Annotated in this window: 18 protein-coding genes and 1 pseudogene; 14 read left to right on the forward strand and 5 right to left on the reverse strand. The window is 41.6% G+C overall.

Annotation, left to right across the window (positions count from 1 at the left end):
* From JGK20_RS29745 to JGK20_RS29760, 4 genes are all read right to left on the reverse strand, one after another.
* Positions 1-849: hypothetical protein (locus JGK20_RS29745; protein WP_293233163.1), on the reverse strand; the 849-nt coding region annotated here is incomplete at its 3' end.
* A 12-nt stretch (positions 850-861) separates the two neighbouring features.
* Positions 862-1,359 carry a hypothetical protein gene (locus JGK20_RS29750; protein WP_293233165.1) on the reverse strand — a complete coding sequence of 166 codons (498 nt, stop codon included), beginning with the start codon at positions 1,357-1,359 and terminating at the stop codon, positions 862-864.
* A 46-nt stretch (positions 1,360-1,405) separates the two neighbouring features.
* Positions 1,406-1,729 carry a hypothetical protein gene (locus JGK20_RS29755; RefSeq protein ID WP_293233167.1) on the reverse strand — a complete coding sequence of 108 codons (324 nt, stop codon included), beginning with the start codon at positions 1,727-1,729 and terminating at the stop codon, positions 1,406-1,408.
* Between the two features lie 18 nt (positions 1,730-1,747).
* The gene (locus JGK20_RS29760) at positions 1,748-2,335 is read right to left on the reverse strand and encodes a hypothetical protein (protein ID WP_293233169.1); all 588 of its coding nucleotides are present in this window, start codon (positions 2,333-2,335) and stop codon (positions 1,748-1,750) included.
* 195 nt (positions 2,336-2,530) lie between these two features.
* Between JGK20_RS29760 and JGK20_RS29765 the strand changes: the two genes are divergently transcribed.
* The 4 genes from JGK20_RS29765 to JGK20_RS29780 are packed head-to-tail and all read left to right on the forward strand — an operon-like array spanning position 2,531 to position 3,831.
* A complete protein-coding gene (locus JGK20_RS29765; protein ID WP_293233171.1) occupies positions 2,531-3,037 on the forward strand; it encodes a hypothetical protein in 507 nt (168 codons plus the stop codon).
* 4 nt (positions 3,038-3,041) lie between these two features.
* Positions 3,042-3,416, forward strand: a complete 375-nt coding sequence (locus JGK20_RS29770; protein WP_293190266.1) for a hypothetical protein — start codon at positions 3,042-3,044, stop codon at positions 3,414-3,416.
* On the forward strand, positions 3,413-3,655 hold the full coding sequence (locus tag JGK20_RS29775; protein WP_293190267.1) for a hypothetical protein: 243 nt from the start codon (positions 3,413-3,415) through the stop codon (positions 3,653-3,655). Before JGK20_RS29770 ends, JGK20_RS29775 begins: the two co-directional genes overlap by 4 nt.
* Positions 3,652-3,831: a hypothetical protein gene (locus tag JGK20_RS29780; RefSeq protein WP_293233173.1), complete on the forward strand. Its 180-nt coding sequence runs from the start codon at positions 3,652-3,654 to the stop codon at positions 3,829-3,831. The genes JGK20_RS29775 and JGK20_RS29780 overlap by 4 nt, the downstream gene beginning before the upstream one ends.
* A gap of 253 nt (positions 3,832-4,084) precedes the next feature.
* Here the strand turns inward: JGK20_RS29780 and JGK20_RS29785 are convergent.
* Positions 4,085-4,585, reverse strand: a pseudogene (locus tag JGK20_RS29785) (C39 family peptidase); the annotation flags it as partial.
* 90 nt (positions 4,586-4,675) lie between these two features.
* Here JGK20_RS29785 and JGK20_RS29790 point away from each other — a divergent pair.
* The 10 genes from JGK20_RS29790 to JGK20_RS29835 all read left to right on the forward strand — a co-directional run bounded on the left by JGK20_RS29790 (position 4,676) and on the right by JGK20_RS29835 (position 9,519).
* Positions 4,676-5,221: a hypothetical protein gene (locus JGK20_RS29790; RefSeq protein WP_293233175.1), complete on the forward strand. Its 546-nt coding sequence runs from the start codon at positions 4,676-4,678 to the stop codon at positions 5,219-5,221.
* Positions 5,211-5,612, forward strand: a complete 402-nt coding sequence (locus JGK20_RS29795) for a hypothetical protein (protein WP_293199100.1) — start codon at positions 5,211-5,213, stop codon at positions 5,610-5,612. The genes JGK20_RS29790 and JGK20_RS29795 overlap by 11 nt, the downstream gene beginning before the upstream one ends.
* An 81-nt stretch (positions 5,613-5,693) precedes the next feature.
* Entirely contained in the window at positions 5,694-6,443 is a 750-nt protein-coding gene (locus JGK20_RS29800) for a hypothetical protein (protein ID WP_293199103.1), read from the forward strand.
* Positions 6,440-7,597, forward strand: coding sequence for a hypothetical protein (locus JGK20_RS29805; RefSeq protein ID WP_293233177.1), 1,158 nt, complete (start codon positions 6,440-6,442; stop codon positions 7,595-7,597). The genes JGK20_RS29800 and JGK20_RS29805 overlap by 4 nt, the downstream gene beginning before the upstream one ends.
* The gene (locus JGK20_RS29810) at positions 7,594-7,857 is read left to right on the forward strand and encodes a hypothetical protein (RefSeq protein WP_293233179.1); all 264 of its coding nucleotides are present in this window, start codon (positions 7,594-7,596) and stop codon (positions 7,855-7,857) included. Before JGK20_RS29805 ends, JGK20_RS29810 begins: the two co-directional genes overlap by 4 nt.
* A gap of 82 nt (positions 7,858-7,939) precedes the next feature.
* Complete coding sequence (locus JGK20_RS29815; RefSeq protein WP_293186704.1) at positions 7,940-8,221, forward strand: hypothetical protein; 282 nt, start codon at positions 7,940-7,942, stop codon at positions 8,219-8,221.
* A gap of 29 nt (positions 8,222-8,250) precedes the next feature.
* Entirely contained in the window at positions 8,251-8,616 is a 366-nt protein-coding gene (locus tag JGK20_RS29820) for a hypothetical protein (RefSeq protein WP_293186705.1), read from the forward strand.
* Between the two features lie 4 nt (positions 8,617-8,620).
* Complete coding sequence (locus tag JGK20_RS29825; protein WP_293186706.1) at positions 8,621-8,890, forward strand: hypothetical protein; 270 nt, start codon at positions 8,621-8,623, stop codon at positions 8,888-8,890.
* 69 nt (positions 8,891-8,959) lie between these two features.
* Complete coding sequence (locus tag JGK20_RS29830) at positions 8,960-9,271, forward strand: hypothetical protein (protein ID WP_293186707.1); 312 nt, start codon at positions 8,960-8,962, stop codon at positions 9,269-9,271.
* Positions 9,272-9,276: 5 nt separating this feature from the next.
* Positions 9,277-9,519, forward strand: coding sequence for a hypothetical protein (locus tag JGK20_RS29835; protein WP_293233181.1), 243 nt, complete (start codon positions 9,277-9,279; stop codon positions 9,517-9,519).
* Positions 9,520-9,686: the final 167 nt, after the last annotated feature.

A 9,686-nucleotide genomic window follows, 5' to 3' on the forward strand; every position in this document is an offset into this window, starting at 1 on the left:
AATTGCAGAAGCAATGGTAAATGATTGACCCTCTTGTAACCCCCAATTAGCAATGGCGTCGTCGATTCCTTTGATGCCTGTACGAACGTTATTCCTTGCCCATTTGCGAAGTTCCATGTAACCCAACTTGGCTGCAAGGTTTCTTGCATACCTGACAAAAGTATTAGCAAGTTGACTTAATTCCTCGACAAGTTCTTCTTGTATATCACTACCTGCTTGTTGTGCTGTAATACACAGCGCAGCAGAGGCAGTAATGTTTATGGTCATTTTGGGGTTGCCTTTTCCCCCGCCTAGTGCAAAACCAGCAAGCATTCTGCCCGTGGACTCTCCGACTGTGTTCAAGAAAGAGAGATACATACCCTCCAGTTCTGCAATAATTGCAGCATCCGATTGCTGCCAATCAAGATTGTATAAAACATTCGTAGTTCCTACAATGGCCTGCTGAAGCGTAGGCAACATTAGCCCTAAAGTAAAGCCACCAATCTTGACACTACCCAATGCTGACCACATAGAAGCAATACCGCCTGAAGCGACGGCTGTGATTCCTGTAGCGCTACCAACAAACCAACCAGCTACCGCAACGGCAGCACCACCGCTAATAGCTCCAATCGGGTCGTTTTTAAGCCAGTCACCAAATATTCCCCAGTCACCCCGCATGATTGCAGAAAATAGCTCTTTACCACCTTCTATCATGCGGTTGCCTAAGTCTAATGCAGCCTGTACACCACTTTTTATCGCATTCCATACTTGCGATGCAGCGTCCTGTAGCCATTTGCCTGGACTAACCCCTTCGGTGCTAAAGGCGAGCGCTGAATTTTCGATCGTCACGCCGTATGTTTTTTGGGTCATCTACTGTTCTCCCTAGGTCAATAACCATTCTGTTGCTGCTTCAGAAATATTACCACCTGCAACAATTGTAGTAATATAAGGCAGTTGAAATGTACCGGAATACACGCGTGTATTTGCGTTAAAAGTACAGGTGACATTAGTCAATGTTTGAGTGTTTTTAGCACCGTTGTTTTGCCAAGCAATGATGTATAACACCACGTCAATGAAATACTGAGACAGTGTGGTTGATTTGATTGTTCCTAAAGGGTTGCCTGCATTGAAAGTAGTGTTAGGCAGATAAGGCATGGTAACATCGGTAAATGTACCTGTCGCAGGAGTCCAAATAAGATTACCTGGAATGGTGAATTTGCCATCCATTACAAATGAATCATCTTTTGTTGATTCAAATCTATTAACGGATTCGGTGTCTGCGCGTTCAGCGTTTTGGTACAGGTGTACCAATTGCCAAAGCTGTCCTTCGATTGTGGTGGCGCTTATTGTTGCCCCTGTACCAGGTGTTATTATTGCCATAATATAAGTAGGGCGCTAAAGTAGGGCGCTACTTTGTAAAATGAGTCTACTTATATAAAATAACATTCTTTTTTACCAAAGGAATGGATTTATTCATAAGTGGCAGTCTTAAGGTGGCGGAGTCAAAGTAACAATCGGCAATTGGTCTTTTTTCGTCAGGTCTAACAGGCTTACCTACAACAATTATTTCCTTCTCTTTTTTATATTTTGTTGTAGAAGTGCTGGCAGAAGAGTTAAATCCATCTTTGTCGGGTATAGTATCGATAATTTTCAGAATAGCCGTAAATAGGTCAATACCATCTTTTTGATTCCTTACATAAGCATACCCCTCTAATCCTTGTAGACGGGCAATTTGTCCAGAGTAGGACAAACACTCTTTACCTTTTTTTCATAAATATTTAGTGTCGCCAAAAATGTTTTTTATTTTGTTCGCCCACCGTTTTATATCAGCAGGAGTAACTTGCTTGGCTAATTTAATCTGAGCAATTTTTGCTTCATCAGTAAACCCAGCAAGTCGAAGCCACTTTTTCCCAACTTTTTTATCTTCGCTGATAAAAGAAAGTTCAATTAATGGAAATCCCTTAAGCGGGGGCTTGCTATTTTTCCCACTCACAGTATTGTTGCTAGCAGCGTTTTGATACCCAATTGCAACAATATGTGCAATTAAATCGCGAGTAGTACCAGCTAAAATATAACTTTCCGATTCATTATCCCTGTCTGGGAAATATTCAATGTAACGAACACCCGATTTACTATCTAATTGAGTAAGCTCTAAATATTTTGGTTCAACCCAATCAGATATTCTAAAATTGGTAACTGCTTGATTGCGATTTGGAATCCCCCGTCTCCATTCGTTCCACCATTCGTCCCAATCTATGCCCCCAGTGCGAATAAGCTCCTGAATAGCAAAGAGTAGTGATGGCTCTTCATTGGTAAGTTTCAGATTCTCCGGTTTAGGTGCAGGTTGTTTGGGCATAAAATAAGGTTTAAGGATAATGTGGTGAAATATTTCTAAACCTAATAGGTTTCTGCTTACAATAATACTTGATTTTATTGTAAATTTTACTGTAATACTATTTGTATATAATTAAAGGACGCAAAAATGGCTAGACGATATACATGGCAACAACTCGAAAAGCGCGCTGCAATATCAAAAGCTCGCGAGACTTATTTGGATGCACAGAAAAAATCGCCTACAGTATCCAAGCCCTACAAACCAGAGGGCGACAAAACAGAATTAGTAGCATATTCATTTGAAGACGAGAACGCTACAGTTACAATTCCAGTGCTAGCTTCCACAGCAACAAAAATTAGTTCGATCATGGCTGATGCGGGTATTCTTACTGCCAGTGCTGGTGCTGCGCTGCCACTGAATGTATCACGACGGTCATTTAAAGAAGCACATAAACAAGTTTTGCGAGTAACTATCTACGAGGCAAAGGCAACCCCAACGGTAAAAAATACTCCGTGGGGAACAAGAGTTGTAGACATGATAGACAACAGTTATAGTTTCCCCTTTTCGTTAGGTGCTGATTCAAGCCCAACGGTAAAAGAGGCAAAAACTGTTTTTAAAGCATTATTCTCCACAGGGGGGACGGGCGCGGTGCTGTTGAACAAGAAAGGTAGTTATGCCACGCTTTCTTTTCGGGGAAAAGTGCTCGCTACTGTAAAACCTTAATATCATGGTTAAAATATCAGCAGTAGCAGAAAACTGGAATATTGTTTGGCAAACGAATCTTGATGCCACCGGGACAATACCTTACTCGCGAGTCTTTTCCCCAACCATTTTAAGTTCACCAGTTGTAGCGCTTTCGGTGACAACTACTGCTGATTATTGGAAAAACCAAGCTATTGGGTATGCCAATCAACAAATAGAATCAGGCTTACTAGGAAACGGATTGGCTAGAGTCAACAGTAAACGAATAATAATCTCAGGCGAATTAAGTATAATACATTTTCCGTTTACTGTTGACTACCGCCTATCAATCGATTTATTTTCTAAAGTAGCAACTACCGTTGCAGTCAGTGTTTACGAATATACAGGAATAATTACATGAAAGATATAATGCTCAAAATCGATATCGCTCTACTAGGTACAACCGTGGCTATTTTGACTGGCGTCCTGAGTGGCTTAAACGTTGTTTGGCAAGCAAAGCGTCAAGCGATTGTTGATTCGCAAAAAATATTACACGCACTTGATTTGATCGAACAGCGACTAAACCATATTGAACAGCGACTAGATAAAACGGATAATTTTATTGCCCAGAACAGTGGATTTACCGGAAGAGACCTATGACAAATAAGAGAATGTACAGCATAGTCGTAACAGGCGTTGGCTCTACAGCTATTATTTCGAGCCTTGGGGTGTTGCTGCTAGCCCAGCAAGGTAAATCTGTGTCGGGATGCTTAGAGCTTGCTTTAGCATCATTAGCGAGTCTAACCGGATTGTTGGTCACACCGCCTGAAAAGTAAATCTTTGTGTTTCAAGTTTAATACTTTTACATTTTACAAAGTAGCTCCCTACTTTAGGAGCCTACTTGTGAATATATATATATTATTTTATATATAGAATAATATATATATTTATTCCCTCCCTCCCTCACACCGCCCTTTATTATGTTTTTTGGATTGAAAAGCGTGGTGTGGTGTTATTTGTAATGTCCCATTTTTGAAATTAGGTGTCAACCCCCTTGTAACAATTATTTACATACAAGAGGGTTCATTTTTATTTGCTTATAAAGTGAACCCAGAATAAACCATCAGGTATGCAGGTACGCTCGATCAAGTCGTAGCTGTAATGCAGGTATTCACCACTTAAATCGGTTCGATAACCGCCTGGGAACCACTCACCGTAAGGGTCGTGTACTAAAAATCCTTTTTCGTCGTAACCAGTCAACACAATAATGTGACCAAATTCCGTGAAGTATCCATGCGTAATACAAGGATTACCCTCGCTTAAATGTGCCTTTACGGCGTCTATAGTTGCCGTAGCAGTGTAATTATCATTCAAGCCGTAATCGCGCACCAGAGTAGCTAAATCTTGTGGTGAGTGTCTGTCAAGGCGTCGCTTCTCCATGTATCCGTACAATTCATCTTCTAGCTGTATCCCTTGCTGATGTGGTGTCACACCCCCCCACAGCAAGCACATCGCAACAGAAGTGACGTTACAACTACCAGTTGGGTTACGTTTGTTGTCCAATTGTGAAAGGTACGGTACATCAAGCTTTACAAAGTTTTTCATAAGTACGTAGTACGTTTTGCGTTACATTGGCTACGCCTTAATTGTAACGAACTGTAACAATCCAGTTCGATTTCTTTGATGAAACTAATATCGCATTTCATCGAGCAAATCGAACTGGATTGGAGAAACATTATTGCTAATACTTCAAAATCTAAATTCAACAACACCTCTATCTACTACTGCACTAAAGCTGGAATTGTTTTAGATCAACGCCCAACTACGGGCGCTCTGGCTAAGCATATTGTCCGATTTGCCAGTAAATGGGAATACAGGGTTTATCGCGAATTAGTCCAGATGGTTGGTGTTGATAATGTTGGACTTCAATCCAAAATTATCCTTAAAGATACGACGGGAAATACAGGGCGCCTAACATATGTGTGCGACTTCCTTGTTTATAACTTCTTTTATGTAGAAGCCAAGGGATTCTTAACACCAGAAGCACGCTGCAAATTGAAAGTATTGGAGCTTCTGCACCCTTCTATCGCAGCACAATTACTGATAGTCACGGAAAAGCCTCAACGCTTATTTGGTGCAAAATGTCCGCCTACATTGTCGGTCGCAGAATTGACAAAGACAGTCAAAAACTTTGAAAAATATCGTATCCAAAACAATGACAAATGACACCGCAGCGCCCGCAATTGCCGATGTACCAGTTTTTAACTGGAGAGAAATTCGTTTAGTTTCTCACCCACTAAATTTGACGATGCTAGAACCCGACGGCTATCGGCATATCAAAGTTTGTCACTTACTGAATGAGAGCACGCACACTGAACCGCAACAAGCACGAATCGTCGTTTTCGATGAAGAATATGTTCGGCAAGTGATTGCAGGTCTGATTGTCCCGCTAGTATTTGATGCAATAGAAAGCAATAGACTAACGGAATTTCGACACAGAATAGCCCTTTTAGTAGGTGACGTTACAGCATCGCTTGAGGACACATTCCTTAATGCGCTAGCCGAGGGGCAGAAGCTCACAAAAAAAGAGTGTTTGAAGAGTTACAAGAATAGCTAGTAAACTCTCTCACTCTATTCTCCAAGTAGGCTCCTAAAGTAGGGAGCTACTTGGATACATCAACAACATGGCATCAACAACATGACAATTTATTACAATCCAGCAACAGAGAAGTATCCCGCAAAATTGAATGTCAGCCCAGAAAGGCTAACCGTTGCTGACACTATTGCCGTCACCGAGATGATTGTTTCATTGTCGCCAGATTCACTTGATATGACAATGATTTTGAACGCTAGCTGCGTAGGTATTGAATCCCGTGACAAAGGCTTTAAAGCTGAAAATAGTAAGTGCAATCTCTCGTTTAAGCGAGAGAAGAAACAGCAGTATAGCGTCGAACAGAAAAAATACGAAGAAGTCGCGGTCAGCAAAGATGAAAATTATTTATTCGTCATCTTGAGCGACTTCTTCGTCAAAAATCCAGCAGTAGGCTATACGGGACAAATCTTGCCGTGGATTAATCCATTCTTTTGGGAATTAATTGACCAAAATACTGCTGCATCTTCTGCGATGGCGGGCACAATGAAAGATAAAATTTTTAGTTTATCCCCACTGCCGGCTCTTAACTATTTGACCGAAGAAGACAAGACTAAGCTTGTTGCTGGAGCAAATCAATTTAGCAATAACAAAGGTGCTTACACAAAAGCTGAATCAGAAGCAGAAAAACTGCAAGCACGATTAGCTTTTTTAAAGGCTCAGACTAGCTGCTTATTTGAGTGGCAAACATTGGGAGAATTAGCTTTGATAATAAGGGCTGATGCGGACAGCGACATCGGGCTTAGTACGAAACTAGCAATTGAGCTAACAGTAAAATTGATGGGAAATAAACAATGAATGATCGACAATTAGAAATGATTGATTTTGCTCGAAAGCTTCATTCTGATACAGAATCGGGAGTCAACTATTTTGAAACAGAAAGTGACGAAACCCTTGGTGATGCAATTACCAGGCATCTGAGGCTCGTAACCGCAGGTTTACACGAAGCCGAATACAAGCTACTTGCAAGCTTCGCAATGATGCAATCCACGCTATGCAGCATTGTTCCCGTAATCCAGCTTTTGGGTGATTCCGGCTCCGGTAAATCTCAAATGTTGTTAGCCATTGAATTACTAAGCGGTCAAGAGCCGATAGCAGGGGGTTCTACGGGGGCAAGTCTAAAAAACCACATCAACCTCATACGATGGGTTGACCCTACAGTAATGACTTACGAGAAAAACTGCTTGTTACTGGTTGACAATACTAACTCTGACACGTTTGATTCAAACGACTGTTTGGCAGCCTTCCTAAATGGCTACAACCGGAAAACCGACAGGCAATTCATTAGCAATGGCAAAGGTGAAAACATTGAGTTCCGTACTTTTTGCCCCAAATTATTTACTAGCGTTTGGCAAATCGAAAGCAAGGAGTTGTTGCGCCGTACCTTGGTAATCAGAACCAGAAAAACTAAAGATTTGCAAAACACTCTAGAATTGGATGCTATTAATTGGTCAGTTCCCGCAGCGGAAATCAGAAACTTTTGGGAGCAGCCTAGCAATTGGCATGAATTTGCTGCCACTAGGAAGCAGTTGCAAACAAGTCTAAAACCACCTCGACACAGTAAAGAACATTGGACATTACTGAGAGACTTGCTTGCAACTGGCATTACTACAGGGGTATGGCATGACGCTAAATCAGCAATATCCGAAGTTGCCGACTGGCTTGACGGAAGCACAAAAAAGAAAATTCACATAGTCGATAGTATTGTCATCGAAGCGATTGAGCAATATTGTGGCAAAAAACGTGCTGATTGGGAAATCCTTAGCTCGGTAATCAACTTAGATATACCTCCGAAAATAATCAAGCAAGGTATTGATTCAGCGGTGTCAGACGGCATTCTAGAGCGTCCAAAATTAGCAGCAGTTCAAGAATGCCTAAAATCACTAAATTTTAAGCCTTTTAGGAACGAGTCCGATAAGTTTGTGTATCGTTTCATCGGCGAAAACAAATGAAGCCTTTTATCGATATGTACAACGAGTTGGGTATTAATCCTACGGATACTTGGCAAGAAAAATACTTGGGGTTTTTTGTCTCCTCAAGTAATGTAGAAGCCCTAGAACGCTTAAACTGGCTGGCAAATTACTTTGACTGCTTGACCACAGAGTTGAAGACTGACTCCGAATTTAACGAGTTTGCCTCAGGTCTGTTATCGGTTAATGTCCAATTGTCTGAGAAAATAGCTTGCCTCCTATCTACGATTGTATCCAAGTAGCTCCCTACTTTAGGAGCCTACTTGGAGAATAGCGAGTCCGAAATGACTTTAAACTATTTATTTATTTACAGGAGCCTCGCAGATGAGTGAATCGCTGAGCAAATCAATCAATACTCTCTTAGCTGCTCAAAAAAGCAGGTGTGAGCTTGAATATCTCACTTCAATAAGGCCGGTCAACAACAAATATGGTGTCATTTGGTACTGGTCAATCGACGGCGCTGAACCAGTAGACGTAGACAACACATTTGCCACCGTGGAAGAAGCTATCGCTTCACTCATCCAATACCTCGAAACTTTTGTCCCGCCCAAAGAGGACGATGATGATGAGGATAATGATGATGATGAGTATGAGTATGAGTATTAACAGGCTCTGCTATCCAGGAAACCCTTTACATGATGAGTGAAGCACCAAATAATACCGATGAAGAGTTGTCACCATCGGTATTGACACTAGACGATATCCTAAAGCGACTAGCTCATCTGGAGGCGATTGTTGAAGCCACTAAGGCAACACCTCGGTTAGACAATCGCTTGAGAAAAGTTGCAAGCTTTAATGTTTGTATCTCAGTTTTTGATTCTTTGACCGCGATAGCATTAGAACGAGAAATAACTCGCTCAGAACTGTTGCGCCACATTGTAGAAACATGGCTTGCAGCTACAACTAACAACGGTCGCCCAAAAGTCACTAAATCTAAGCCGGTTGGTTTTGATAAAAAATCAAAAACACCTACTGACACAATCACTGAACTGGAGTTTTAACCGCGTGAACATCAAAGACTTTGTTGATCAAATCAATGAATCAGACGCCATAGGATTGGTTATTCATCCTGTAATTCTATCTCTAGACTCTTCTTGGGATTTACTGGCGGCAAATACGAAATATTACTGGGCAACTCAGTATCGAGAAAGCATCCCTTTCGATACTGAATGGGAAGCGCTACTCGACTTTCTGGCATCACTGAACTGGGAAACCCCTGAGCTTTGGAATGCGGACAACACCTATGCCTGTGATGAGTCGGAACCACCATTCTAGGAAAGTCTGTGTCAACGTAACTCCTCGACCTCGACTAGAACAATACATCAAATAAGAGAGTACAAATCAATGGCAAATCAACCACCGGGAAACCCATCACCTTCTTCCGTGCCTTTATCACAGCTAACAATGGTTGTTATCAAGTCTGCTGCAAAGCATCGGAAAATTACACCGCAGGAGTTGATCGAAAACGCGGTAGCATTATACCTGAAACCTAAAAGCACAGAAGATAAGCTGATTGAATGCTTGGAACGAATAGCATTGTTAGAGGAGTGTCAACGTGCTGACAAGGCTAAGATAGCTCAATTGTCCAATGAATGCTATCAATTGGCGGAGCGAATAGCTGCTGCTACTCACTATTTAATGGACGAATTGGGGTAATCAAAATGATGCAAATTCTATTGCAGAATCACGATCAATCTCAGCGTCTCAAAAAGATAACGTGTACCGAACTCAGGCTTCCCGAGGTGATTGAATGGCAAGGTAGATTTTACCGCCATAACGGTCAGCGGAGTCTCTTCGTAACAGACAAACAGACAGGTAGTAGACAATGGTGTAACGTACCCTTCTACCGCGAGTGTCGAGGAGCTAGGCTAGCAAAACTCATCTTTACACCCGCCAAGGATTAGAAGTCATAAATAGATAGGACATACCCCCAACCAGGGGTATTTTTTTTTGACTAGAATCCCTCTAGAAGCTGCGGGCTTACAAGTAAGCTGTCTCAACGGCTGTAATGACGCAAATACGTTAAGCAAATAGAAAGTGTCTAGAAAGTACAGGCATAATGGCTGGAAGG

It is taken from the genome of Microcoleus sp. PH2017_05_CCC_O_A (assembly GCF_020738785.1).
GTDB lineage: Bacteria > Cyanobacteriota > Cyanobacteriia > Cyanobacteriales > Microcoleaceae > Microcoleus.

What these genes read in the sequence shown, in the direction of transcription:
- JGK20_RS29815 (WP_293186704.1), top strand. Translation starts at nt 7,940, where the DNA reads ATGAGTGAATCGCTGAGCAAATCAATCAATACTCTCTTAGCTGCTCAA.
- JGK20_RS29830 (WP_293186707.1), top strand. Translation starts at nt 8,960, where the DNA reads ATGGCAAATCAACCACCGGGAAACCCATCACCTTCTTCCGTGCCTTTA.
- JGK20_RS29775 (WP_293190267.1), top strand. Translation starts at nt 3,413, where the DNA reads ATGAAAGATATAATGCTCAAAATCGATATCGCTCTACTAGGTACAACC.
- JGK20_RS29820 (WP_293186705.1), top strand. Translation starts at nt 8,251, where the DNA reads ATGATGAGTGAAGCACCAAATAATACCGATGAAGAGTTGTCACCATCG.
- JGK20_RS29760 (WP_293233169.1), bottom strand. Translation starts at nt 2,335, where the DNA reads ATGCCCAAACAACCTGCACCTAAACCGGAGAATCTGAAACTTACCAAT.
- JGK20_RS29770 (WP_293190266.1), top strand. Translation starts at nt 3,042, where the DNA reads ATGGTTAAAATATCAGCAGTAGCAGAAAACTGGAATATTGTTTGGCAA.
- JGK20_RS29805 (WP_293233177.1), top strand. Translation starts at nt 6,440, where the DNA reads ATGAATGATCGACAATTAGAAATGATTGATTTTGCTCGAAAGCTTCAT.
- JGK20_RS29750 (WP_293233165.1), bottom strand. Translation starts at nt 1,359, where the DNA reads ATGGCAATAATAACACCTGGTACAGGGGCAACAATAAGCGCCACCACA.
- JGK20_RS29795 (WP_293199100.1), top strand. Translation starts at nt 5,211, where the DNA reads ATGACAAATGACACCGCAGCGCCCGCAATTGCCGATGTACCAGTTTTT.
- JGK20_RS29780 (WP_293233173.1), top strand. Translation starts at nt 3,652, where the DNA reads ATGACAAATAAGAGAATGTACAGCATAGTCGTAACAGGCGTTGGCTCT.
- JGK20_RS29810 (WP_293233179.1), top strand. Translation starts at nt 7,594, where the DNA reads ATGAAGCCTTTTATCGATATGTACAACGAGTTGGGTATTAATCCTACG.
- JGK20_RS29835 (WP_293233181.1), top strand. Translation starts at nt 9,277, where the DNA reads ATGATGCAAATTCTATTGCAGAATCACGATCAATCTCAGCGTCTCAAA.
- JGK20_RS29800 (WP_293199103.1), top strand. Translation starts at nt 5,694, where the DNA reads ATGACAATTTATTACAATCCAGCAACAGAGAAGTATCCCGCAAAATTG.